The 24,537-nt window shown below is 58.4% G+C and carries 25 protein-coding genes; 12 read left to right on the forward strand and 13 right to left on the reverse strand.

Annotated features, from left to right (window positions below):
• Nucleotides 1-341: 341 nt before the first annotated feature.
• The 4 genes from B2V17_RS05565 to B2V17_RS16520 all read right to left on the reverse strand — a co-directional run bounded on the left by B2V17_RS05565 (nucleotide 342) and on the right by B2V17_RS16520 (nucleotide 1,869).
• The gene (locus B2V17_RS05565) at nucleotides 342-854 is read right to left on the reverse strand and encodes a hypothetical protein (RefSeq protein ID WP_292996057.1); all 513 of its coding nucleotides are present in this window, start codon (nucleotides 852-854) and stop codon (nucleotides 342-344) included.
• A 40-nt stretch (nucleotides 855-894) separates the two neighbouring features.
• Nucleotides 895-1,086 (reverse strand): helix-turn-helix transcriptional regulator, encoded by a 192-nt coding sequence (locus tag B2V17_RS05570; RefSeq protein WP_292996059.1) that lies wholly within the window; start codon nucleotides 1,084-1,086, stop codon nucleotides 895-897.
• Nucleotides 1,087-1,436: 350 nt separating this feature from the next.
• Nucleotides 1,437-1,583, reverse strand: a complete 147-nt coding sequence (locus tag B2V17_RS05575; protein WP_292996061.1) for a hypothetical protein — start codon at nucleotides 1,581-1,583, stop codon at nucleotides 1,437-1,439.
• A 181-nt stretch (nucleotides 1,584-1,764) separates the two neighbouring features.
• Nucleotides 1,765-1,869, reverse strand: coding sequence for a hypothetical protein (locus B2V17_RS16520; protein WP_324475870.1), 105 nt, complete (start codon nucleotides 1,867-1,869; stop codon nucleotides 1,765-1,767).
• A 420-nt stretch (nucleotides 1,870-2,289) separates the two neighbouring features.
• Between B2V17_RS16520 and B2V17_RS05580 the strand changes: the two genes are divergently transcribed.
• Both B2V17_RS05580 and B2V17_RS05585 read left to right on the forward strand, forming a co-directional pair.
• A complete protein-coding gene (locus B2V17_RS05580; RefSeq protein WP_292996062.1) occupies nucleotides 2,290-3,156 on the forward strand; it encodes a hypothetical protein in 867 nt (288 codons plus the stop codon).
• A 4-nt stretch (nucleotides 3,157-3,160) separates the two neighbouring features.
• Complete coding sequence (locus B2V17_RS05585) at nucleotides 3,161-3,736, forward strand: AAA family ATPase (protein ID WP_292996064.1); 576 nt, start codon at nucleotides 3,161-3,163, stop codon at nucleotides 3,734-3,736.
• Here the strand turns inward: B2V17_RS05585 and B2V17_RS05590 are convergent.
• Nucleotides 3,676-4,392 (reverse strand): thymidylate kinase, encoded by a 717-nt coding sequence (locus tag B2V17_RS05590; protein ID WP_292996066.1) that lies wholly within the window; start codon nucleotides 4,390-4,392, stop codon nucleotides 3,676-3,678. The two genes, B2V17_RS05585 and B2V17_RS05590, sit on opposite strands and share 61 nt — an antisense overlap.
• A complete protein-coding gene (locus B2V17_RS05595) occupies nucleotides 4,389-4,862 on the reverse strand; it encodes a hypothetical protein (RefSeq protein ID WP_292996068.1) in 474 nt (157 codons plus the stop codon). Before B2V17_RS05595 ends, B2V17_RS05590 begins: the two co-directional genes overlap by 4 nt.
• An 87-nt stretch (nucleotides 4,863-4,949) precedes the next feature.
• Here B2V17_RS05595 and B2V17_RS05600 point away from each other — a divergent pair, with 87 nt between their 5' ends.
• From B2V17_RS05600 to B2V17_RS05615, 4 genes are all read left to right on the forward strand, one after another.
• Entirely contained in the window at nucleotides 4,950-5,615 is a 666-nt protein-coding gene (locus B2V17_RS05600) for a 2OG-Fe(II) oxygenase family protein (protein WP_292996070.1), read from the forward strand.
• 1 nt (nucleotide 5,616) lies between these two features.
• A complete protein-coding gene (locus B2V17_RS05605) occupies nucleotides 5,617-6,117 on the forward strand; it encodes an NUDIX domain-containing protein (RefSeq protein ID WP_292996072.1) in 501 nt (166 codons plus the stop codon).
• A gap of 59 nt (nucleotides 6,118-6,176) precedes the next feature.
• Complete coding sequence (locus tag B2V17_RS05610; protein ID WP_292996074.1) at nucleotides 6,177-9,848, forward strand: hypothetical protein; 3,672 nt, start codon at nucleotides 6,177-6,179, stop codon at nucleotides 9,846-9,848.
• Between the two features lie 115 nt (nucleotides 9,849-9,963).
• The gene (locus B2V17_RS05615) at nucleotides 9,964-11,109 is read left to right on the forward strand and encodes a DNA cytosine methyltransferase (protein WP_292996076.1); all 1,146 of its coding nucleotides are present in this window, start codon (nucleotides 9,964-9,966) and stop codon (nucleotides 11,107-11,109) included.
• 794 nt (nucleotides 11,110-11,903) lie between these two features.
• Here B2V17_RS05615 and B2V17_RS05620 read toward each other — a convergent pair.
• Nucleotides 11,904-13,295: a hypothetical protein gene (locus tag B2V17_RS05620; protein WP_292996078.1), complete on the reverse strand. Its 1,392-nt coding sequence runs from the start codon at nucleotides 13,293-13,295 to the stop codon at nucleotides 11,904-11,906.
• A gap of 27 nt (nucleotides 13,296-13,322) precedes the next feature.
• Between B2V17_RS05620 and B2V17_RS05625 the strand changes: the two genes are divergently transcribed.
• The 6 genes from B2V17_RS05625 to B2V17_RS05650 are packed head-to-tail and all read left to right on the forward strand — an operon-like array spanning nucleotide 13,323 to nucleotide 18,568.
• Complete coding sequence (locus B2V17_RS05625; RefSeq protein WP_292996080.1) at nucleotides 13,323-14,489, forward strand: class I SAM-dependent methyltransferase; 1,167 nt, start codon at nucleotides 13,323-13,325, stop codon at nucleotides 14,487-14,489.
• Between the two features lie 41 nt (nucleotides 14,490-14,530).
• Complete coding sequence (locus tag B2V17_RS05630; RefSeq protein ID WP_292996082.1) at nucleotides 14,531-14,785, forward strand: acyl carrier protein; 255 nt, start codon at nucleotides 14,531-14,533, stop codon at nucleotides 14,783-14,785.
• 35 nt (nucleotides 14,786-14,820) lie between these two features.
• Nucleotides 14,821-16,176 carry a class I adenylate-forming enzyme family protein gene (locus B2V17_RS05635; protein WP_292996084.1) on the forward strand — a complete coding sequence of 452 codons (1,356 nt, stop codon included), beginning with the start codon at nucleotides 14,821-14,823 and terminating at the stop codon, nucleotides 16,174-16,176.
• Nucleotides 16,173-16,925, forward strand: a complete 753-nt coding sequence (locus B2V17_RS05640) for a thioesterase II family protein (RefSeq protein WP_292996086.1) — start codon at nucleotides 16,173-16,175, stop codon at nucleotides 16,923-16,925. Before B2V17_RS05635 ends, B2V17_RS05640 begins: the two co-directional genes overlap by 4 nt.
• Nucleotides 16,926-16,958: 33 nt before the next feature.
• Entirely contained in the window at nucleotides 16,959-18,071 is a 1,113-nt protein-coding gene (locus B2V17_RS05645; protein ID WP_292996088.1) for a beta-ketoacyl synthase N-terminal-like domain-containing protein, read from the forward strand.
• Nucleotides 18,068-18,568 carry a hypothetical protein gene (locus B2V17_RS05650; RefSeq protein WP_292996090.1) on the forward strand — a complete coding sequence of 167 codons (501 nt, stop codon included), beginning with the start codon at nucleotides 18,068-18,070 and terminating at the stop codon, nucleotides 18,566-18,568. Before B2V17_RS05645 ends, B2V17_RS05650 begins: the two co-directional genes overlap by 4 nt.
• A 45-nt stretch (nucleotides 18,569-18,613) precedes the next feature.
• Here the strand turns inward: B2V17_RS05650 and B2V17_RS05655 are convergent, their stop codons facing one another.
• From B2V17_RS05655 to B2V17_RS05680, 6 genes are all read right to left on the reverse strand, one after another.
• Nucleotides 18,614-19,183 carry a DUF899 family protein gene (locus B2V17_RS05655; protein WP_292996092.1) on the reverse strand — a complete coding sequence of 190 codons (570 nt, stop codon included), beginning with the start codon at nucleotides 19,181-19,183 and terminating at the stop codon, nucleotides 18,614-18,616.
• A gap of 101 nt (nucleotides 19,184-19,284) precedes the next feature.
• A complete protein-coding gene (locus tag B2V17_RS05660; protein ID WP_292996094.1) occupies nucleotides 19,285-19,863 on the reverse strand; it encodes a nuclear transport factor 2 family protein in 579 nt (192 codons plus the stop codon).
• A 189-nt stretch (nucleotides 19,864-20,052) separates the two neighbouring features.
• Nucleotides 20,053-20,868 (reverse strand): c-type cytochrome, encoded by an 816-nt coding sequence (locus tag B2V17_RS05665; RefSeq protein WP_292996096.1) that lies wholly within the window; start codon nucleotides 20,866-20,868, stop codon nucleotides 20,053-20,055.
• Between the two features lie 263 nt (nucleotides 20,869-21,131).
• Nucleotides 21,132-22,427 (reverse strand): hypothetical protein, encoded by a 1,296-nt coding sequence (locus B2V17_RS05670; RefSeq protein ID WP_292996098.1) that lies wholly within the window; start codon nucleotides 22,425-22,427, stop codon nucleotides 21,132-21,134.
• A 286-nt stretch (nucleotides 22,428-22,713) separates the two neighbouring features.
• Nucleotides 22,714-23,523, reverse strand: coding sequence for an SAM-dependent methyltransferase (locus B2V17_RS05675; RefSeq protein ID WP_292996100.1), 810 nt, complete (start codon nucleotides 23,521-23,523; stop codon nucleotides 22,714-22,716).
• Between the two features lie 54 nt (nucleotides 23,524-23,577).
• On the reverse strand, nucleotides 23,578-24,534 hold the full coding sequence (locus B2V17_RS05680; RefSeq protein WP_292996102.1) for a hypothetical protein: 957 nt from the start codon (nucleotides 24,532-24,534) through the stop codon (nucleotides 23,578-23,580).
• Nucleotides 24,535-24,537 lie beyond the last annotated feature (3 nt).

Consider the following 24,537-nt stretch of genomic DNA (forward strand, 5'->3'; position numbering starts at 1 on the left):
CACCAAACCGGCAGCAGGCCAGCTTCGACCACCCTCGCGAGCATGGCGTATTCGCTCACGCCGCGCTTGGCGGCGAGCCCGGCCAGCACCCGGTATTGCGACGGATTGAGGCGCACCGTCTGCGCCCGCGCGTTCACCGGGCTGCTCCTGCCGCGATGCGATCCGCCATCTCCTGAAATGGCGGAATTGCGCTACAATGAGGGAGACGGGCATTTGCAGATGCTATCCGCATCCCGTCAAACCCGCAGGACTGCTCGCTGCACGCGTGCGTGGGGTGTGTAGTCAGAATCGGGGCCCGATGCATCGCATCGTGGCCCTTGATTCTACCGGTTGATTGCGCCCTATCGGTCATTGGAGCCTTGCTCCTCGGGCCAGTCGGACCAGGTCTGGAGCGCGACCATATGGCGCGCGGTGTCGTCGTCGTGCGACCGGTCGCGGAGCCTTCGCGGATCGAATTTGTAGGCAGCGCTGGGATGCTGATCGGCCCAGCGACGCAGCACGCTATCGATCGCGCTGCGCAGTTCGTTCGCGATATCGTTGGTCTCGGCGGGATAGATAATGAACCAGCGCGAGCCGTCGAAAAGCTGGCTGCCAAGCGCGTAGCCCCGGCCATCATTCATGAAGCAGGGGCCTTCGACTTCGAGCGAGGTATCGTGCCCTGAAAAGCGCTCGACGATCGGGCGTTCGCCGCTTCGCCAATGGCGCAGGGCATAGCGAAACGCACTGCCATCCTGGTTTCTCTGGCAGATGAGATCGACGAGTTCGCCGATGCGTGCCGCTTCGGCTGGGCGAACGGTTTTGATGATCAGGCCGCGCTTACGCAGGGCCGACTTGATCCGTGAACAGATAGACATGGGTGAGACTTTCTGCGGGCCACTGCCCGCCAAACGAGGGTCAGTAGCGGCGCAGCGGCAGGCCGCTGATCCATTCTGAAATGTCGGAAGCGCGCCAGCGGATGCGGCCAGCGCCAAGGTCAACGGGAGAAGGAAACTGGCCCGTCTGGATGCGCCGCCAGATGGTCGTGCGGCTCCGGATGCCAGTGAGGTGAAGCACCTCCTGGCAGGTCAGCAATTCAGGGGTATTCATGACACGGTCCTTGGGAGGGAGGGGTGTCACAGGGACCGGATTGACCGGTCACGAGGAAGCTTGCGGGCCACGCTGCCCCGCCGATCCTGAAGGCGGGAGAGCGACTTTCCTCGAAACAGGAACTCCCCGTTCCCTGTGACAAGTTGATGGCTAAATCCGATTCGTTCTGTAGGAAAGAACAAAAATAGAACGAACTGCGTTGCGCAATGCATTTGAGACGATATGGGAATGCATGCGGACGAAAGGGAACGCAAATGGACCGGAGAAATTTTTGAGAGGGGGCTCCAGTTGGTTCCGAATCCGCTGCTGTGCGCTACATTTACGCTCCTTCGCGCACCCTTTGCGCCGAATCACATCAATTGGGCGTGTTTTCGATTGAACCAGGCCTCGTTGGCAAACTCTTCACCAAGTGCGGCGAAAAATCCTATGCAATCTCCATTTCGCCGATCGCCGCTCGAGGAAAATTTTGGGCCGCCTGGAAGCTCAAGTTCGTTCATGTCGTTCCCAAGGGATTATCCGGAGCTGTCAGCCCGATGAACTGCTCTCTAAACGGCAGAAATTCGCCTTGGGTGCGCATAGTCGACTGGCAAGCGACTGCCACTTGGCCAACGTGGCCGAGCGGCGTTCTCGGTAAGTCTGCCGATCGACGAGGTTGCGCTCGTAGTGGACCGAGGCGAATTACTGCGCTGTCTTCATCCACAAGCATTGCATCGCCCGCTTCGTCGTCACGAAGCTCTCAAGGCTTTGACCCTCGTGATAGACGGCCCGCCACAAAGAAGTCATCTCGCCATTGAGCCTGAAGTAAATCTCGTTCGAGTGCCAGCGCCACTGCCGCTAGCCTCGCGTATGGCTTACCCGCTAGCAGCGGATGTCGGCGGCGATCAGTAGACCGAACCGGGTCCACCACAGCTTTACCATCTCATTGCATAGATCGATGCCGCGCTCGACGAGTAGATTTTAAACATTCCGCAGGCGCAGCGGGAAGCGAACGTACATCATGACCACAAGGCGGATTACCCCGGCCACGGATGAAAATCGCGAAACGGATTATGTGGCTCAAGACCACGTGTCATTGGCTCTACTCACCTATCGCGCTGCGCCAATCCGGTGCAATCCCTTTGAGAGGGTCATCGCGATTACGAGAAGCTTGACTCTCACCGGCAGTTCCGCTCCGTCACGAACTTCAGATTGAGGGGGAGCAACATGAACAGTTCTGCTGGCGCCGCTAGTCATGTTCAGCCGGCTAATCTTGATTTTAGCTGGGTCGATCAATTGTTTCAAAGTGGTGTCAACACTGTGATACTTTGGGTACTCGTTCTCGCGACGTTGTTCCAAGTTCTCGAGATGGTCGGGTTCCTTCCGGCTTGGGCATCAAAATGGATAAACCGGAATAGACTTCGCGAGACGATGCGTCTTCTTAAAGAATTCGGAGTGGACGTCGACACGCCGAAACGAGCCAACCAAGCGGCACGACTGGAACAGATCGCTGGCGACAATCTTGCCGAGCGCGTGCACAAACGGCTGGCGACGACGAAGATCGGACACAAGGTCGTGGTGGGATCGCAGGTTGCGGTAAAGGGAGATCACTATTTCGACCTGATGGGCGCGACGGCGGACCTGAGCCTGGCGCGCGTGTTCGCACGCGACCTTTCCGCGCTGTGGCGGACTCTGACCGGCGTAGGGGGTACGATCGCGAACAGTGAATTCGATTTCGTGGTCACGCCCAAGAGTGGTTCACCACTCCTGGGAGCGTGCTTCGCGGAATTGCTCAAGAAACCCCTGCTGCTTCACAACCCGGACCATAAGTTCAGGTCCGACCCGACCGATCCTCGCGCGATGTTCGACTTCGCCGAGCTGCCTGCGTTAGGAAGCAAAGGGCTGATAGTGGACGACAGCAGCACGGGCGGAGGAAAGGCCTTACGCCTCATCGACGATCTGCGAGCATGCGGATGGGAAGTCAGTGATTTTCTGGTCGTGTTCGAGCCGCAACTGAAGGTGAAAACGGGCGACAATGCCGCGGCTCGCCTCGCTCCTAAGGGGGTCACGCTTCATTCAATCGTGACGACGTGAGCCGATGCTGAAGGCGATCGTCACCGGAGCCTATTCTACCGGAAAATCCACCCTGATCCGCGCCCTTGGCACCGAATTGCGCAAAGATGGGCTGACGATCGTCGAGCTCCCCGACCTCGCCCGGTCTTGTCCTTTCCCCCTCAACGAGGCGCAGACCCATTCCGCGAGTTTATGGCTGTTGACCACGCAGATTTCCCGGGAAATCGAAGCGTCACGCGGTACCGAGACAATCATGCTGTGCGACCGCGGCGTGCCCGACATCCTCGCACATTATGGCGAGCACGTTCAATATGAGGATGATCCGTGGTTCACCTCCGTGAGCCCGCTTTCGGAACGATGGATTTCAACCTACGATGTCGTCCTGTTCTCGCAGGTAGACGAGAATATCCCCATCGCCGTTGATGGCCTGCGATCAGAAGATCCGTCCTACAGACGACTGCTAGGCGCGCGTGCAACAGAGGTTCTCTCGACCCGAGCCGATGCCGTCGTCCTCGCGCACGACCCTGCGGAACGCGTTCATCAGGCGCGCGAAGCTATCTGGCTGGCGCTTTCGTGGTCGCGAAGCTCGCAGAGCCTGTGAATGACCAAATCTACGATCTCGGAGGCAATCTCGAGTGGAGCGCGGAGCTGATCGTCCTTGATGGTCTGGACGGTTCGCCAAGGTCCCGACAATCCCAGTTCGGCGATCGCCGAATAGTTCAGACGAACTGCACGCTGAAGCGCCATGTCCGCTTCATGCTCATCGTATTGACGATCGGTGTAAGAGCGCTTGTCCTTCAGTTTCATCAGACGCTGCGCCGCATCCAAGGGCGTATCCAGATAGATCGACAGGTCAGGGGCAGGAACAGCGAATGCCTCGGTCTCGAGCGCGTAGATCCACCGCATGAGCGCAACGCTTTCCTCCGGCGTCACCTTCGAGGCCTGATAAACCATGTTTGAGGGTATGTACCGATCGAAGACCACGACATCGTGGGCTTTCGCCGCCTCGGCTATCACGGCGACGGACTCAAAACGATCGAGTCCGTAGAGCACGGCCGCAGCCTGCGGCGTAACTGGCACCGGCATGCGCCCTGACAGGAATTCGCCCAGCGTCACGCCGCCGACTGTGTCCTTGTATCGAGGAAACGAGATAACCGTTGCCGACAGACCTCGCGCCAGCAGCGCTGCCTTGACATTCTCGGCCGCTGTCGCCTTTCCCGCCCCGTCAGCACCTTCGATTGCAACGAGCAGGCTCATGCTGCGGCCCGCGCAGACAGGTTGTGATAGCCCGCCAACACAAAGCGCACGAAGCGCTCGCTCGCATCCGTCGCTTTAGCCAGTGCAGCGATCCGCTCCGATCTCATCGCCGCCGGGAGGAACAGAAGACTATCGCTGCAATCTCGTGCATAAAGGAAGATGCGGAGCAGAGCTGCCAGCGAAGTGGGCCCATCGCGTCGCGCCAATGACGCCCCTTCCACCGCAAAGCCGACGGCAACGTCGTCATAATGAATAGGGGTGTCCGATTTGTCAGTCGCAACGAATTTCAGTTTCAGGCCATTGATGAGAATGTCTTCCTCACCAACGCTGTCCGGCGCGCCTTCCAGCAGAGCTGAAAGATGGATTATTGCGGCCTCGCGGATCTCCTGCGCCGTCATGCTCGACGCGACGGCGTCGGCAGATGGCGAACTTGCGTCTGATCCAGCGATGCGATCAATGGCGTCGTTCAACAATTTTCGAAGTCCTTTCGTAGCGGTCTGTAGCATAGCCCCGTTTCAAGTCATCCGCCATCTTGGCCGTCACACTCTGCTACCATCATGTTGATCCTAGCCTGCCCTGGCCTCGCCGGCCCGCTGCAGGCGGCCTACGCCGAATTTGGAGAGATGGTGCATAGCGACGACGTGCTGCCGGGCCCTCCGGAAACACCGCCTGGTGCTTTGCAACCCGACCCGAAGCGCTACTTGGAATTCGCGGAGCGTGCGACGGATGTCCCGCTTGCACTGGTGGAACTGCGGCGGGTTTTGATCGCCAGGCTGGATGTCTGCGCGCGCGCGCTTGAGGAAGTTACGACCACGAGGTTGACTGGCCCTCTCTCTCTCATGATGGATCGCTGCGATGGTCCAGTATTGCGGATGACATGGTACCCGCCGGGATATGTGGGAGAAGTGAATCAACCCCACACCGACATCGACCTATTCACGATCTTGCCGGCCGCCACGCAACCGGGACTGCAGAGACGCGCAGGCGATCAATGGCTCCCCATTGCGATCGGCAAAGATGAGGTTGCCGTGATGACGGGCGAGATCCTGCAAGAGCTTGGCGTTGCGCCAGCGATTGAACACCGCGTTCTTGGGAGCGGCCAACAGCGGATGTCTGTTTCACTGTTCGTGAACGCCGACCCGGACCTCGTCGTTCGCCAGGATTTTCGTGCAGGCGATCTGATGAAGCGGCGATTTCAATCGGTGCGACAGGTGGGTACGTAAGATGAACGATCCCCAGCCACGATTACAGTCCGCTAGCCTTATCGTGCTACATCGATCGTCTCCGAAGCTGCTCTGCGTTCTCCATCCTACCTTCAGGAAATGGATGTTTCCGGGGGGCAAGGTCGAAGCTGGCGAGTCGCCTCATGATGCCGTGCTGCGCGAGATAGCCGAAGAGGTCGGCCTGTCGATCGTTTTGTCGGATCTCTCGGACCTTCCCCTCTGGGAACACGAAGGAAATGTCCGTTTGCCGCAACCACTGGCGATCATCCAGGAAACGACCTCCAATGGCTGCGCGATGTACGTCGACTTCGTTTTCGTCGGCGTCAGTCGCGAGACGACGCCTAGGCTCAAAAGCGAGGTGATGGAAGCTAACTGGTTTGACTATGCCGCACTGACCCGTCTCGACACTGCGTTTCCCATCAAGCAAATGGCGGCGGAGGTATTTGAACGAATCGACGTAATTCGTGCCAGCACACTCCCCAATTCGTCGCGGTACGTATAATCTGTGAATGACAATGCCTTAAAACCAAATCGTGTGAAATTTCGAGAAAGAGAAAATCTATGTCCGACACTGGCAAGTTCTGCTGTTTCAACTGTCCTGACAACGGTCAGGAATTGAAGCGGCTGAGCGACCGGTGTCCTGACTGCGGCCGCGAATACGGCTTTCCGCTGACCTCGACGCCGACATCGATCGGCGATTTCGACGTCGAACGGCCGCTCGGGCGCGGTTTCTACGCCGCGACCTTCGTCGCCCGGCCGAGGACCGGCCTCAACCGCGCCTTGCGGGTCCTCAAGGTCGCGCCGGTCGCCATGTACGAAAAGTTCGACAAGGACTTTGCAGCTGAGTCCGCGCGCCACTCGGAGGTTGCCGATGGCGCGGATCATGTCGTGGCCGTTGACGACATCTTCGACGCGGACATCGACTTTGCGGGCCTCGTCCTGCGCTGCCATGTCGCGGTGCTTCAGTTCGTGGATGGCGACACCCTTGCAAAATATCTGTCGGGCGCGCGACCGCTAACGGCGCCGGAGGCCGCCCAGATCGCCTGCGACCTGTTCCGGATGAAGGAGGAGTTTGAGCGCCTTCTGGTCAACCACAACGACCTGCACGCGGGCAATATCATCGTCGAGGAGCTTCCACCCGGGCGAAGACGTGCCGATGCCATCGAGCCCGCTATCCGGGCCGTGGCGATAGACCTAGGTTCGGTCGCCGGCGATCGGCGGTCCGGGGGCGGCTACACGGGTGACCTGCACTGGATCGGACACCATATTCTCGCGATGGCCGACCGGCTCCTGTCCGGCGGCGATACCGCACCTGATCTGGACAAGCGCATCGGGCTGAAGCTGCACGGGATCGCTCAAGGCCTGGCTACCGCGACCGAGAACCAGCGGACACCTGTGGCCTCCGACATGATTACCGGCATCCGCGAGCAATACCATCGTACCGCGGAAGCATGGCGTCCGTGGCGAAATCAAACCGTCCTGCGCACTTTCGACCAATCCTACAACGCGCAGACGCTCGATGCTTGGTATGTGCCGCAGCTGATCGTCGATCCCGACGGAGCTTGGTTGAGGAAAGTCAGTTCGCCAGGCCCTCTCGTTATGACGGGAATGCGTGGTTGCGGAAAGACCATGCTGCTCCATTCGTTGCAGTTTCATGCCCGCGCCGCCGTCCTTCCGAAGGAGGAAGATGCGGCCGCCCTGAAGCGGGTGAAAGAGGACGGGTACGTCGGCCTCTTTGTCTCAGCCCAACGGCTGATCCCTGTCGATCCTCGAGCCGACCGGCCTTCGACCGAGGAACTTTTCGCTCGCCTGCTGGTCGCCTACGCGGCCCAGGCGGCGAGAGCGATGGCCCATCTCGAGGATCTTGCCAAGGATGCCATCGCGTTCGACGCGGGCGTCGGACTTCTCCATGCAGTCTGCGAATCACTCGCACCGCGACCTGAACTCGAACAGCCATCCACGATCGAGCATCTCGAGCGATGTCTAAGCGACCTGCTGATCAGGGTCAGCCGCAGCGATTCTGGTTTGCGATTGGCAACCAATCCTAACACCGCGTTTCCTCTGCTCGCAGACGCGATCCGCAAAGCGGCCCCGATCTGGCACGATGCGCAGATCCTTTTCCTCCTCGATGACGTCTCGACCCGCTACCTCGATGCCGATCGCATCGAGGAACTGCTCTCGGCGCTGCTGTTTCAGCACTCTCATTGCGCATTCAAGCTAACCTCGGAAGCGCAGACGATCTTCCTCAGCCTTAAGTCTCCTGGGCAGGTCCACCCGGCTGCTGCCGGCCGCGATTTCACGACGTTCGATCTGGGGGCCGAAGTGCAGACCCGGCTGAAAGATCGAAGCGGCAAGACCTTCGTCACCGAGATTCTCGATGCACGCGCCCGGCTGTTTCCTGGGCATCCCGGGCAAAGCTCCGCAAACGTGCTCGGAGATAAGGATCTCGAGTCCATAGCCCGCGCCATAGCCGAGACGCGTACACGCTCGCGAGAGCGCAAACGGCTTTACCATGGACTTCGGGCGCTGGCGGGCGTCTGCGTCGGAGACATCGGCGCGGTAATCCAAATATATCAGGAAATCCTCACCGGTAGCGGAATCACGCTGCCGGTGCAGCCGGAACGACAGCATGAGGTGTTTCAGGATTTCTGCGCGCGCCACCTTTACAGCCTCGACCGCAGAGGCAGCGATCTCAAGCTGGTAGCGCTTCAGTTCGCAGAGGCTTCGCATCAGCTGCTGATGGAGTCCGGGCGGGAGAAGCCGACGGGCAGGATCAGGCAGTACACCTCACTCTATGTGCGAGTGACCGCAGGCGAATTGCAGGAACAGATGACGAGGCTACGCGAGCTGGTCGATGCTGGCGTGTTCGTGTTCACAGGAGGCACCGCCCGGACCAAGACGCACGATTCCGATCCGGTCCAGCAGTTCAAGCTGACGTTTCGAAAAATCTACGGCCTGGCAAACTTCATCGGACTGTCCGATCGCGACCGGTTCGAGCTGTCGGGCGAGGATTTGCAGCGATGGCTCAAGGAGCCGACGGCGGGACGGGAAATTCTCCTGCGCAACCTTTCCACTGCTGCGCCCGAGAGTGAGGACGAACCTTCCTCAGATGACATAGCGGAACGGCCAATCGAACATGCCCAAAGGGCGACGCCGGAGAGCCAGGCGACGCAGATGGACCTGCTGGCCCAGCTCGACAGTTCCTCCGGACCTTCTGACCAGGATAGCCTGCCGATGGTCTTTCCGCCGGCGCCGGCCGTGCATGAAGTGGCTTCTGAGGACCTAGCAAAAACAACCGTAGACGACCTCATCATCGGGTTAGGATTCGAGGACAGAACTCCGGAATCCTTGATGCGGACATTGACTTGGTTGAGACCTCGACGGGTGATTGCCATCCGGTACGACAATCCAGGGCACGGTGACGACATGCGCAAGGCGATCACTGACCGGGGCATTTCCCTGGAGGAGGTTGCCTATCCGGACTTTTCCGACGGCTCCGGCCCGGCGCTCGAGGGCCGCACGATGGTCGACATCACCGGTTTGGCAAAGCCCGCCCTGTTTACTGCGGTTCGCGCGGGCCTTCGCGCGGAAAGGGATCTCATCATCGCCTACACCGGCGCGGACGAATACTATCCGCTCGAAGAGGACCTTCGCAAGGTTCTCGAAGCCTACGGCGCTTCGGATCCCCATCAGCTGCTGACCGCGCTGCGAGGCGTGCTGACGGGCGAGAGAGGCCCCTATCAATTGCTTCCCCTTCTCGCCGCCGAGACTGATGGGACCAGGCTGCGCGCGCTTTCTGCCTTCGCCTCGCCACGCCATGAACGATTGTTGCACCTGGCGGCAGCGCGCGAATATGACGCTGTCCAGATTATTACCGACATTGCCGAAACCTCGAGGGCACGGGTCGGCGGGATCGCAGCCCGGGTCGCGCTCGAGGATACGCCGGGCGGCGTCATTGCATCCGCAGACGCCGGCAATCTCGGCGAGCTCGTCAACAGCCTCGCCCGACAGCACGAGCGCTGGTTCATCCGCAGCGGCCTCGACTTCGAGATCGGTCTCACGGGCAACAAAATGCAAGCGGCCGCGGCTGCGATCGTCGCTGCGGCACTGCCGGTCAGCCAAGTTTGGTATGTCAAGCCGGAGACCTTCGACCAGCCGAGGTTCACCCGCGGCGTCACCCGATCGCGCTATTTCAGCGTCGCATCCGGCCGGGCCGACCATCGCAACCAATAGGCACTCGACAAGCCGGCATGCGCTCCGGTACTCTTTTGTGCTTTGCAGCAAGTCTCAAAGACAGGCACGGGGGTAAATGGCCATAGGCAAGCGAGACCTTCCAGCACTGAGGTGCGTGGACCTGTTTGCCGGTGCCGGCGGGTTATCCCTTGCGGCCCGGCAAGCGGGTTTCGAGGTATCGCTCGCGGTCGAGCAGGACTGCCACGCTGCTGCGACTTATCGGCAGAACCTCGTCCGCGGCAGGCGGCCGACGCGGCTGCTCGAGGCAGATATCCGGCAACTTGATCCCGTCAGGCTGGCCGACGAGACCTTGCGCAGGCGGGGCCAAATCCACCTCATGTTGGGTGGACCGCCCTGCCAGGGTTTTTCGACCCATCGGCTCAACGACACCGGGGTCAGCGATCGTCGCAACGACCTCATCCACGTCTACTTCGATTTCGTCCGGGCCTTCAAGCCGCACGCTTTCCTGATGGAGAACGTTCCCGGGATGCTCTGGCCTCGGCATAGCGCGGCACTAGCGCGGTTTTATGATGAGGGGCGGTCCGCAGGCTACAGGCTGTTCAGGCCGGTCGTGCTTGACTCCCGCAACTATGGCGTTCCGCAGCGCCGGCGACGCGTGTTCATTCTAGGTGTCCAGCCGGGCGCAATGCGGGACGATTTTGCCTGGCCGCCGACGCCTGCCTACAATGCCGATGGAAGCGGCGGACTTCTTCCGTGGTTGAACTGCAGTCAGGCATTTCTGCCAGCTCAGCGCGGCGATCCTAACGACGTTCATATGAATCACAGCAACGAGCTGGTCGCCGCCTTCGCCCGCACGCCGGCAAATGGAGGCAGTAGACGAGACTCCGGTCGAACGCTCGCATGCCACGAGGAGCACGACGGACATAACGACGTCTATGGGCGCATAGATCCCAGCAAGCCTGCACCGACAATGACGACCGCCTGCATCAACCCTTCGAAAGGGCGTTTCGTCCACCCCGTACTCAACCACGGAATAACCTTGCGACAAGCCGCCCGAATTCAGACCTTTCCCGATAGCTTCCGCTTTGAAGGCGGGCTGATGGCTGCGGGAAGCCAGATCGGTAATGCCGTGCCAATTGTACTGGGACGAATGCTTCTCGAGCATCTGCGAGCGCAATTCGATTTTGTCGGGCAAACGAAAGATGGCCCAGCCGCCAGATCAGCTTCTATGGCGCTAGATAAGACGCTTGGCGAACCAGCGAGTGAACCGTTGCAAATAGAATTTGCAGAGCCAGCCTGATACCAATCCGCGCGGTTTCTGACTCACGGGGATTCCCTAGGCGGTGAAAATCTAAGTCTACGGCGCTCTGAGTTTGGAGTGCGGCACGATGGTTTCCTCGTCCGGCATGCGGGAAGATTTTGACTGGGCGGCGTTGTGAGAATTGCCGCAAACGACGAATGGCGCGTATCAGGCGCGGCGGCTGTTGATCGTGGTCGAAATTTACGACGGCGGTAATCGGAGCGAGGCGGACCCGGATCTGCGGCATTGGGCTGTAGATCCAGCGGTATTGGATAATCCGGTTCAATGTCTGCGGTCCTTATGGCGCCAGATGGCCAAGCGCCCGGCCCACATTCGCGGCTGAACGATGGGCAGCTAGATTCTGCTTTCGATTCCGAAAATTCGCCGACGTCCGACTAGGCAGCAATCTCGTTCGGTCTGTAGGATGGTGCGCTCGGGCAGGGTATGCTGATTTTTGTTTCGGGGTGCCACGACTGCCTCTCACATCGGCCATGGATAACAGTGTAGACCTTGCGCAAAGAAGGGCAGATTGGCAGCTCATAGTTCCGCAAAATGGCTATGTCCGCACATCAATTTGTCGTAGAAATTGCCCCGATTGGTTTCCATGAGTTTTGCACCTTCGGGGACTCGAACCTAAGCAAAAATATATTTTGGGGGCTCCGATGGGGGCTCCAATTGGGGCCTCAGGCAGTATTAAATCATTTAATTACAATGATATAATTTTAAATCGAGTCCTCTTCTGGGCACCATTTCTTTGCGGATAAAATCCAGCCCGCCAGGGCAAGCGGGATTGGCTATCGGAAACTGTCAATTATTCCAACGAAGTCGCGTCCGCGGCTGTTCGCCACCTTGTGGTGACAGGACATGCAGTTGGCCGGACGGTCCTGGAAATAAGTTTCCATGGTCGTATTGGCCAGGTTTTCATTGCGATGCTCTGGAAAGAAGACACTGTCGTTGAACGGCGCGACCGGCCTGGTCACGGTAGGCCACTGCGTTGCGACCAGCATGTAGTGCTCCCACACCGTACCCTTTATTCCCGGAAGCGCCGAAACCTGGCGATTGAGGGTTACGGTGGAACCGTGGATAGGAAGCCTGCGCACAACCTGGTTCGGCACCGGCGACAAGCTTGGCGGGTTGGCGAGATCTACGGGCTTGGTCTGAGGAGATCCATAAAGCGGCCAAAGCTGCCTTTCAGGATGGTCCGGGTTGTAGAATGAATAGGGAGCCCCGGAATCGCGCGCGTCAGGTTCCCGGAAAGGTCCTTTTCCGATCGCCGGCACATTATCGACATGTTCAAAGCTGCTCCATATCCCTTGCGGCCTGAACCGGGTCCTGACCACGATATGCAGACCCACGAGGGCAAGGTCTGCCTTTGTGCAAACGGTCTTCCCCGAAGCCTTTGTCCGAGCCACGTCGACGATATTGGCGCCGTGAGAGATATAATAGCGCGCCCGGATTGCCGGCGTGTCTGCGTCTGTCAGAACACGCCAGGCGGCCTTCACTGCGATCGAACCGCTGGGCATCCGCGCGGGTGCGTCCGGTGTCGGCAGGTTTTGCCCCATGCTCCAGCCAGGCTTGGCAATCGCATCATAAGTCAGCTGATTGATTCGCGTTTCATACCGAACATAGGTGCCGTTTTGCGCAACCAGGGGGTTACCTTGCTTTCGCAGAACAAAGGTTGGCTGATTGAAGTCCTTGAACGGCTCAAAAGCCGCGACGGTTTTTTCCCGATTATCGACGTTCGGCCCACACGGGTTCAGTCCGTCGTAGCTGCTCCAGCCTGGCGTCGGTGATGCCTTTGCAGCTTGATCCAGTTGGAAGAGTTCGTGGCGCGACCGGAAGCTTTCCCAGACCCGCGGGCCGGGATCGCCGATAGTCTTGGCCCGATCAGGCTCTCCGCGTCGATCGGCGCCTGGCAAGGCAGGCCAATTTAGCGCGATAAATGCCCGCCACGCATAGGAATCAACAATTGGGAAAGGGTCCTTGTCTGCTCTCAGCAGCTCGATGTCTGAAAGCCGATCGGGCACGACATGCACTGAATCAGGCGGCAAAGCTTCCTCATCAGCATAAGGAGCATCAGCCATGCCCGCGCTCGCCACGACCGCCAGGGCCAACGGCAGCGCAGCAACCTTGAACGCTGCATGCGCGCGTTGGCGAAAGCCCGAGCCTATGCGTAGTTGCAACATCGAACTCCGTCCGCGGTCAAGCGGCAAGTGCTGGTCGGAAGTGAGTGCCAGACTAGCGCAACTATTGACCGCAACTTCTCTCCGATTGCTCGATTCAGTCTGCTTTCCAGCAATACAAGAGAAGTTTTGAGCCACACAACAGCAATGATAGGGCTTAGGGGCGGGAATTTTTCCGGTTCATTGATAGAGTACGAAATGCAGCCTGCCGCTCTAGAGAGAAACAGCACCGCGACTTACCTGAATGGCGGCGGGATCAACGCTTACCTGTCCTTGCTGCGCCAGATGCAGCCCGAACTTTACGCCCTGATTGACCTTGACCGCAGCGCAGCTGCTGAACTGGAAATCGCTAACTTAAATCAGGCCTCCTGGGAATTCGAAGGCAACCGGGAAGGCGGCCGAGGCCAGGCCTACAACAAGGCACAGCGTCAACTTGGCAACCGCGCCACAGGTATGAAATCCCTGTTACGCTGCTTTGCCAGCCAAGCCCATACCCCCGGCCCGGGGTTCAAATTGCTCGACGTGCTTGGCGGTGACGGCACCCTGACGCGATTTTGCGCGGCACAGGCCGAGCCTGGGCCTGACATTATCACCGCCGATATATCCAGGCTGATGATCGAAGCTTGCCTCGCTCAGGGCATCTGTGCCTTGCGCCAGTCGGCCACCCACAGCTTGATCGCCAACAATATGCTTGATGGGGTTCTGATCGCCTACGGCAGCCATCATCTGGTTGGTGGGGAACGACAGATCGCCATATCGGAAGCCTGGCGAACGCTTCGGCCAGGCGGCCGACTGGTTCTGCACGATTTTGAAACCGGTGGAGCGACGGCACGCTGGTTCGAGGAGGTCGTTGATCCCTTTTCCAGAACCGGCCACCCCTATCCTCATTTTTCGCAATCCGAGATGCGCAGCCTGCTGAGCAGTTCCGGGTTTGCTGTGATCGACATTGTTCAACTCGACGATTCCTTTACCCTGCTGGGCAACTCGCCGGAGCAAGCCAGAACAAATGCTATCCTGCATATGTACGAAATGTATGATCTGGTCCGCCTTGAGGGGCATCCAGTTAACGATCTGGCACCGCTTATCGAGGACATATTCGGGCCCATCACCGTCCAACCATCCGGGCAGCAGTACCTTGCTCGCATTGAGCGGCAGGCGCTTGTAGCCGTGGGTGAAAAGCCAACGCGTTCTCAATAGGACTTCATGCCGGTGAGCAAGGCCAAAAGGAAATTCAACTGATGAACGAAATCGAATTGCGGCTCAGGGACATCTTGATCGACGATTTGTTCGTTGAGCGGGATATCGAACAAATTCAGGCATCTGACACGTTCCGCGGAGACTTCGGCATTGATTCCCTGGGTTTTGTAGAGCTCAAGACCCAAGTTGAAACCGCTTTCGCAATTACCATTCCTGACGATGATTTTACCCCGGAGAACTTCGCGACGATTGCAAGTCTGGCGCAGTTGGTTGGGCGCTTCGCCAAAACTGCCTGAGACGCGCTTCAAGCTGTCAAACGAAAGCCCCGGAGATGAGTGTTTTTGCGCAGCGTATCATCGAGAATGCAGCCGATATCGACAGGCGAATTGCCGATTTTTCAGAGTTTCGCCCCCGCTATTGCGACATCCTTGAAGGTTATTCCCGGCTTGATCTGAAGCCTGGAAGCGCGATTCTGCTATGCGCGCCCAACAGCGCAGAATTTCTACTGCACTGGATCGCGATTCTGGCCGTCGGCTGCGTGCCCTGTGCTGCTCCGCCGTCGTTGAAGGCAGCCCAGATTGTGGCGCTGCAGGCATCGTTGAATATCGCCGCCGTTGCTGGAGCGCCGGCCATGACAAGAGCGCTCAATACACCACGGATAGCAACCGTCGGCTCGTTGGGCGTCGCCCCGACCGACAATGTCGCGCCGGCCTATGAGCCCTATGACGTCCTCATCCTGACTACCGGAACATCGGGTGCTCAGTCGGCCTGTGTCCATACAGTCGATACACTGGCCTGGAATGCAACGAGCACAAATCGGACTTTATCCCTTACCGACAAGGATAGGCAACTCGTTGTATTGCCTTTGTTTCATACCTACGGCCTCGTCACTCAAAGCTTGGGAACAATGCTTGGCGGCGGCGAGCTCATAATTGATGGCCCGCCCTTCAATGACCGGCGCTTTGGCGATTTGATCGAGCGCGAAAAGATTTCGGTCTGTGGAATTACGCCGACAATCGCCCGTACATTGCTGGAAAAGGGTACCCGACTGCCCAACCTGCGATCGCTTAGCATTGGCGGCGATCGCTTTGCCGCGGACGACGTTGCTCGGCTGTTGGCCAAGCCGTTTATCGACGAACTGTACATAACCTACGGCCTGACCGAAGCGGGGCCCCGGATTTCTGTATTGCCCGCCCACAGCGCCCCGGCAGACGTTTTCGATTCGGTCGGGCGCCCCTTCGATGGCGTTGAAGTCCGGATCGAAGGTCCTGATCCCGATGGTGTCGGGCAGCTCTTGGTGAAGACGCCTTCCGCGTGCCGCCGCAAGGTCGGTGAGAATTCTTCTGGTCAACCTTTTACCGCTGACGGTTTTCTGAAAACCGGCGACATGTTCACGCAAGATCGGGACGGTTATTTGCGGTACGTGTCCCGAAGGGCGGACATAGTGGTCCGAAAAGGCGAAAAGCTGAACACGCGAAGCATCGACAAGATCATAGAGATGCATCCGGACATCGGCTTCGCCCGGACCGCCGAGGGCGCGGAATCCGAACTGGTCTCCAGAGTCTGGGCGCGCGACGGGAAAGAGCTCGATCTCGACGCAATCCGGCTCTTTCTCAAGTCGCGACTTCGGCGGCACGAAGTGCCCGATCGGATTGTCCAGCAAAGTCGGGAAGTTTTTCACAAATGAGCGGAGGCACGCCCACTGCGATCGGAGCGAGAACAATCTATCTCTATCCGTTTGGCGGCGGCAGCGCCGCCAGTTTTCGTTCCTATTGCAGGGCATTTCCAAAGGAAACGGCCCGGACGGTTCCAATTGAGATTCCAGGCCGCGGGCAGCGCTTGGAAGAGCCGCCGCCAAAGACCATCGAGGAATGCGCCGCCCGGACCGTTGAGCAGTTAGATATGAACGGAGACTATGTTCTGCACGGGCATTGCATGGGCGCATTGATTGCATTTGAAGTGGTAAAGTTGATTCGGGCCCGAGGCGGGATTGCCCCCAGCCTGCTCGTGGCATCGGGCCGAAATGCGCCGCACCATGCAAATGCCTGGCTGTTCAAGATGGCAGATATGAGTGACCTCGAATTGTTCGAGCACCTGAAAGGCATTGGCGGAATTCCGAAAGGGTTGAGCTTCGCGATGTCCCAGCCGGCCCTGACGGCGCTGCGCCGCGATCAAGCCATCTTCTCCAGTTACCGCCCTGACAAATCCAGGATCGATGTCCCGGTTTTGGTGCTGGCTGGCCGTGAAGACCGTATGACAAATCCGGAGGGCCTGGCGGACTGGCAATTGTTCACGTCTTCTCAGTACTCTTTGGATTGGTTTGACGGCGAACACTATTTCCTGCTCGATCAGGCAGCTGCCGTGGCCACGGCGATAGATCGGAGTTACAGTGCCATGGCGTCAGGCCGACACAACGCGCAGGCAGGTGGATCGTGATCCGGCAACGCTTGCCCACAGGCGGCACCTGAGATGAAACCGCTGGCCGTGATCGCCAGTGCAATGCAATCCCCATTTGGCGATGCTGACGCAACATACGCAGCACTAATCGCCGGCAGAGATGCCTTCGCCCCTCTGGAATGCGCCTGGCTATTGCGAAATGACCTGGTCGCCGTATTGCCCAATCATCCGCAGGACGGGGCTTCGTGGGGTGCCTGGCAGCGCCAACTCGGGGTTGAAGTGGGCAGGCAGGCTCTTGAAGCAGCGTCAGCCGATCGCGATCTTGACCTGGACAAGTGCGGCTGTGTTTTTGCGACCAGTTTCGGTCACCTGCTCGATCAGCCCGGGCAGGATACGATGTCAACTTGGGCAAGCGATTGCGCCAGCCAGCTTGGTTTCACCCGACCACCATTCGTCGCAGGCTCTGGCTGCTCTTCCGGTGCGGATGCCATTGCACTGGCCGCGGCTTTGCTGGATCGGCACTGTTTTGACACGATCTTGGTCGTTGCAGTCGATATTGTGACCCCGGGAAAACGCTTGGCGCACTCGCTTCTTGGAACCATGACTTCAGATCGTGTCCGGCCGTTTGACCTGGCGCGCAGCGGGATGCTGATCGGCGAAGCGGCCGGCGCATTGCTGATGCAGCGCAGTGAAGGCCCGGAAATCGCGGTGTTCGAGCTGCTTGGCGTTGGAGCGGCAAACGACGCGTCAGGCCTAACCGCACCCGACCAAAGCGGGCTTTCCGTCAGGCTGGCAATAGAACGGGCACTGTTGTCTGGGTCCCTCGATCCGCAAGATATAGCGGTTTACCTTGCCCATGGAACCGGAACCGAACTGAACGACCTGACGGAAGCGAAGGTTGTCGCGGAGTGCTTCACGGCTCACCCAGATCTGGTGATGATGGCAGTCAAGGGTTCGATCGGTCACTCGTTGGGCGCATGCGGCTTGGTTGAGTTTCTTTTGCTTCTTCAAGCTTTGCGCCATGGGAAAGGCGCACCGATCGCGGGCCTGTCCGATCCGCTGGCCAGCGTTGCTGACCGCCTGCATTTGGCTGCGCCCAGTCAGCTGAAAGGGCAATGCGGCATCAGCGTCAAACTTGGATTCGGGGGATTCAATTCCGCACTGATTGCACGGGTGAACGGATGAAAGTTGCCCATTATGCCGCGGTAGCGGGGCGGAATGGCCCATCGCTTTTTGCTCCTCCGGCGGCCTGGGCCGTTGCCCAGTTTGCCGGAGAATTGATTGAATCAGGCGGCCGATTCGACATGCAGAACTTCGGCCTGGTTGTCGCAAGCGATGACTGCAGTCTTGCGACGGTCCGCACGCTGGCCCAGTCTCTTGAACGGGGCGTGCTATCGCCGCTCCGCTTTGCCGGATCGAGCCCGAGCATTCTGGCAGGACTTACCGCCATCCAGTTACAGATCCGTGGGCCGACCATTTGCCTGACGATGCCGCCTGAAAATGCATCGCTGGCATTCGAAGCGCTGCTTGCATTCTGGTTTGAGAATGAAGGGGTTTCAGCGGCAATGGCGATTTCGCATTGGTCAACTGACACGGGAGGACACCGGCTAAGCGGCGCAATTATTCGCCAAAATGAGGAAATTCCGGCGGCTCAACTCGCAATCAGGCCAACAGGCCCCTAGCCCGCTCGCACGCCTGACGGATCGCTAGTCGATCTGCGCCTGCCATCAATCAAGCCCCAGATCACCACCGAATGGCAGTTGCTCAACAAAGCTGAATGCAGGGCAGAACATATCCCCTGGGCCGAATGAAGCCAGGCTGTGGCGGCGCAGCTGGCCTCCGTCATCCTTGTACAGCGTGGTCATCCCAGGCCATGGGCTGTTGTCATTGAGTTCGAAGCCCATGTCCCGAAATAGGCTTGTGCCTTTTGCGGAGAGCATTTTGAACTTCCAACCGCGAGCCTGCGCTCCGGCCTGCTGCGTTGCGATGTCATCCGGGCTGACCATGACAAAGGCGGCAACCCTTTCAAGATAGGGCAATAGTCCGGTAAATCCGTTAGCCCACAGGGTGCAATACGAACAGCCCATCCCCATGTTATGGATCAGGATCATCTGTTTCTTATCGCCAAAATGATCGGATAGGCGAGTGGGTTGGCCATCCCACCCAGTCAGGCTGTAATCTTCTACAGGCGTGCCGCGCACCTTGGCCTGCCGAAGCTGCGCCAGCTTTGCCTGCAACTCGATGAGCTCTTGCTCGGCCTCAAAAATCTCGGTGTTCGCTTCTGGCAGCTCGTCCAAGGTAGACTCCCAGGCTCTTTACAATTGCAGGCTGCCCCACATTCTCTGGAACGACAAGCCCCAACCCATGCCGGCATGTGGGTTGAGGCTTGCCAAGGGGCTTAAGCGATCTGCTTTCCAGCAGCATCAAAGTGCTTGCCGTTTCCGCCTTCGGAAACATGCCAATGCACGAATTTCCAGCCATCTTCGGTCTTTGCCAATGCCGATGTTCCGCGATGCGGAAGAATCGAACGCGATCCATCAGCATGGCTTTCGATCAAATCGCATTGCTCGGTGCAGATTGCGAAGGTCGAGGTTGCCCGGACCTGGTGCGTACGGTTCGGCGATGCTTCGGTCTTCGATCCAGAAGCCTTGATATCGCCAACCAGCTTTTCGACAAATGCGATCAGTTCGCTGCGAGAAGTGAGGACCACGGGGCTTTCATCTCCGGTCAGCTCGAATGTGCCGACAAACCCCTCATCAGCCACCGCGCCCTTGATGAATTCGACGTCTCCATCGTTCCAGGCATGATGCATGTGGTGAAGGAGCGTGAGCACTTCCTTCTCTGCCTTCTTGTCCCACTCAACGACCGAGTTGGCAGATCCGGACGCAGCGAACGCGGGGCGACCCGCGAGAGCTGCAGCCGATGCCACGGCGGCACCGATGCCGAAAAACTGGCGGCGGGGATAGTTGACCTTCATATCGTCACTCCAGCGCTTATTTTGGATCCGGTCTCCAAGCGTCGACGCAAAGCTACAAGAAAGTATCCATTCGCTTCTTCGCTGCCAGGAGTATTGACTGTAACAATAATCGTTCGTTTGGAAATGGTGCTAGAATAGTGCGGCAAGCACTCTCCATCATCCTCTCCCTACTTGCTAACTTGCGCGCGATCATCGCGGTGGCAGGCTGCGCACCCAGGCGACCAATGCCGCCTGATCCTTCTGGGTCATTCGGCGATAGAAAATCTGGCGCGCCATTGGCAGTTTGAAGTGGCGACCGTCCCGCCCTACGCCTTCAAACAAGGCGCGGGCGATTTCGGCATCTGACCAAGATTTGAGGCCGATAGTGGGGTCGGAAGTGATGTTGGGCACCACCACTTCTCCGAAGCTGCCGACCATGCGGAAGCCACCTTTTCCGGCCCAGTTCGCCAAATCGACACGCCCATCCGGTCGGCGGGCGTGGCAAGCCATGCAATAGGCCAAAGACCCCAGGTAGGCACCGCGTTGCACCGCAGGATCTGCAGACATGATCGCGGCAGCCGGCCGGGGCTGAATTGCCGGGCCGGCATATCCTTCCTGCTTGTAGATCGGAAGTTCCACCTTGTTGCGAACCGCGGGCGCCGATTTGACGAACCGCACGACTGCGTCGAGATCATCTGAAGTCAGGGCACTGTAGAGTAGCGATGGCATCTGCGACGCAACACGCCGACCGTCGGGGCGGATCCCTTGCGTCAGGAGACGCTTAAGATCGCTCTCACTCCAGGCACCGATGCCGGTTTCGTCATCACCGGAGATGTTCGAACCACGGACCCGAAAGTAGGCCGTATCCCAGACCTCAGTTCCCCCGGAAAAACGCCGGGTCATGTCGAGTCCATTCGGCCCCCGCGGCGTATGGCAGCTATCGCAAGCCATGACCGCTTCGACCAGATAGCGGCCCCGCTCCAGCTCAGCGTTTCGCATGGCATTGCTGTAATGCCAGGTGACCATTGCTAGAATCAGGACCGCGGCGGCTGCAATGAGTCCAACTCGCCGCCAATGCCCTTGCAACCAAGCTGTCACAGACACCCTTTCGATTTCCGAGCGATACAGACCTGTCACCGGATCACTTCTGGATTCGCGCCGATGCCTCCACCAAACCTGTGCTCGGTTCGCCGCGATCGCAACATGCAATCTCTACAGACACAATTGCCGGGGACTTGCGTCCCCGGCAATCGCATCCTTGATCGGTAACAAACCAACCAGGCTTGTTGCTAGTTCCAGTCGTTTGGCCGAACCGGATCGGGAGCCATCGAGCCATCGCCCATATAATCGAGCCGCCCCTTCAGATCGCAGTGCACATCCCGCGCATTGCTCACCAGTTGACCGGATTCGTTGGTGTCCGTGATCTTGCCGTAGAATGTACCGTAGTAAGACGTGTTGGCGGGCTCTCCCGTGGCCGGATTGTTCGACGACGAGATCTGGAAGTCTCCCACGCCGATCTTGCCACCTCGAGCCATCAACACCCGGGGTTCAACATGGCCGAAGCCGAAGAAAATCCCCCGGACGCTTTCAGGCACCGGCATGTCATTCAGTCGATAGACCGCCGGCGCAGACGTGATCGCCATCCGGAAGAACGTCATCGGGACATCGACCAGAACAGGATGCTTCTCGTCCACGACTTCCGCTGTACCCGATAGGTAAAATGGACGCCGGATTTCAGACCAGTAATTGTGCAGATGGAGGTTCCCACCGAGATTCCGGGTTTCGCCGGTAAATGGGAAGTGCTCATAATGCATACTGCCATCGGCATGCAGACCCTCGACTTGCTTTTCGAGGATAATCTGATCCTGGAAGGTATCGGCACGGACCAGAGCCATTGCATTGCCGAAAATCTGGCTGAACCACTGCGGTGAAATCACCGTGCGCACCGTTGCGCCACCGATGCGGGTAACTGCGATGCACTCAAAGTGCAGCGGCATGGTCACATCGAAGCGATGGTTGGGATTATGCGCCCAGCTGCGCTTGGCGACCGCGTCACCAAGAACGAACTGGTTGTTGCCATCTTCGTAGTGGATTTCCTGAAGAGCCAAGGCAGCCCATTCCGCCATATCGGTGCGGGTCTGATCGCCGGCGACCGATTGCAGGAACGAGCTGGCCCGATCGATATTATGATGAGCCAGCTTGCGCAGCGCCAGCAGAGCGGAAAGTTCCGCATGATGGGTCCGCGCCGTCTCAAATGACCGGATTACGATATTGAGATTATCGCTAACGGAATCAACGATCGACCAAAGAGCCTGATCGCGGGCAATTGGATCATGCGATGCGACGCAATCCCGTTCGTCTCGCGAGAAAATCCGGCTGATATTGACGCCAGCCTTCTTTACGAAGAGCTGCCGCATTCTTGCGATCGCCGCTTCAATCTCAGACCGAGTCTCAGGCTTAAAGCGCCGCAAGATGCTTTCATCCAGCGTATAGTCATTCAAGCTTGCCAGCATTCGGGTGGGAATGTCGCGGCTCTTGACTTCGTTGGTCGCTACGTACTTGGCAATTCCATCCAAGGCATTCATTTGACTTCCCCCGATAGCAGATGCGAGGCTTAGAACCGCGCCCTACAACATTGCGCACCGATCAAGGCTTGAGCGGTACGATGTCATTATCGCTTAGAACTTTCGTATGACGCCTTCTCAAACCATTGGTTCTTGAAAACTACCAGATCGCTCAAAGCAACAAGGGCTCTAATTCTTTAACGGTGCTATCAGCCGCCAAAATCACAAACTCCTCTGCAATTGCTCATTTGCATTTCTAGCCTGGAGCAAATTGCACTTGGCGTTGGTCGAGTGGCCTGGCGTCGCTTCATGCAGCACGGCCGATCACAGTCGCATAGCCCAACTCATCCGCTTGGAATGCCGCCAGGTATCGGGCGGAGAGCTCCTTCCAGCTATCGACCCTGTCCCGTGGCAATTCGCCCCATCCCTCCTCGCTATGCACCCGATTGAAAATCAATGAGAACACGCGCACCGCTTCAGCATTGTCGGAGAATATCTCGATTCGATCGAAGCCGCTTTGAGCCATCGCTTCGGCGATCGCCTGCGACGAAGCCAAGGTAACAATCCCATCTTCCTGCGAAGCAAAGGCGCGCATCGATTCACTCAAGTTCTGTCCCTCAACAACATCGGTCAAAGCAAAGAGTCCACCGGCATTGAGCGACTTGCGCGCGGTAGAGAAGAAGCCCTCCATGTCAGGAATGAGCGTCAGCGAATCGAGTGCGAAAGCCAGGTCGTATCTGTTTTCGGATATCCAGTTTGTGGCATCGGCCACGACAAATTGTAGACCCTCCAGGTCCGCAGTCCTCTCACATGCGCGTGCAATTTGGCTTGGGTTGATATCCAGTCCGGTTGCAGAAATTCCATAGTTCAGCTTCAGATACCTCAGGGCCGCGCCCGAACCGCAGCACAAATCGAGAACTTGCATATCCGCTTTGAGGTCGACGAGCTCGGCAATGCGTCTGAGCGCGCGCCTTCCGCCAATGTTGGTGAAATGCCATCCATCATGAACCGGCTCGTATACTGCGCGTTGCCAGATCTCATCGTCGGAATGATCGTAAATCTCGCGGTTCTTGCTCAGCATCGGATCAGTTGCCGGAACGCTCGCGTTAGCTTTCACATCGCCTCCTGGAATTCACACGCGGCCGGACCAAGCGCAACTGCCGCGTTCACCCTAACGCTTTGACTCTCCCGCGGAAGATTCCGCTCCGGCAAGATTGGATCGGTCGAATATCCCAGAATCAACAGCGTTTTGCCAAGCGGCTAGCAATGAACCGCCACCGTCGGGAAGAGCTTTATCGGAAATCTTGTAATAGCGATCGACAATGCCATCCCCACATAACACGAAGGTCAAACTGGGTCGCCGCGCTTTGGCGCCAAATCGGGCGATGAACGCATCGACCGGAGTAAATTTGTCCCCGGTTTCCGACGTTTGATTTGCCGCCTCCGCCATCGGCGGCGCGCGCCACGGCGTAAGTGTCGAATAGCCAGCACCGGTTCGGAACAGCATTCCGGATTCGACAAATTCGAATCCTCCTTTCGGATATTCGGCCGCCGATCCGCGATACTGCCCGGCCATTGACAATTTGAAGCCACTGACGCCGCGAATGGCCAAGCCATCTCCGGCCGGCTCAATTTTCACTTTCCAAAATCCGCCGGTCGTGGCTGAACCGATGCTGTCGTCACGCTTCGTGGACGCCTTGCGATCGCCAAATTCGTGGCTGTCCCAGCCCTGGTTGACCCGGTCGATCATCATGGCAGTGCCTTGCCCCGACTCCAGGTCGGGCAAATCGAAATACCAGAAGGAGTTGGTCTCGATCAAAGATCCGCCGAAGGAGAGCCGCCGTACCCAAGTCCCCCTCAGCAAGCCCGCCAGTTCTTTGATGCTGCCCATGCCGTTGGCCGGGACGGGGCGATATCCTGCACCTGCCTTGTTGCAGCGAAGCAATTCCGTTTTTGCGAAATCGGAATCTTCGTTTGCTTTTCGGTTGTTAGCCCGGGCCCCACTTGGCGTTGCTGGCACGATTGCGGCGACTGCCACTACGCTCAGAATGATGGCTCGGAGCAATTTGGCTGCAGGCCGGCGCGATGCGATTGCAAAGGCTTGCCCTGATAAACTCAAGAATTCCATCCA

Source organism: Novosphingobium sp. UBA6272 (assembly GCF_002440635.1).
In the GTDB taxonomy this organism is placed as follows: Bacteria; Pseudomonadota; Alphaproteobacteria; order Sphingomonadales; family Sphingomonadaceae; genus Novosphingobium.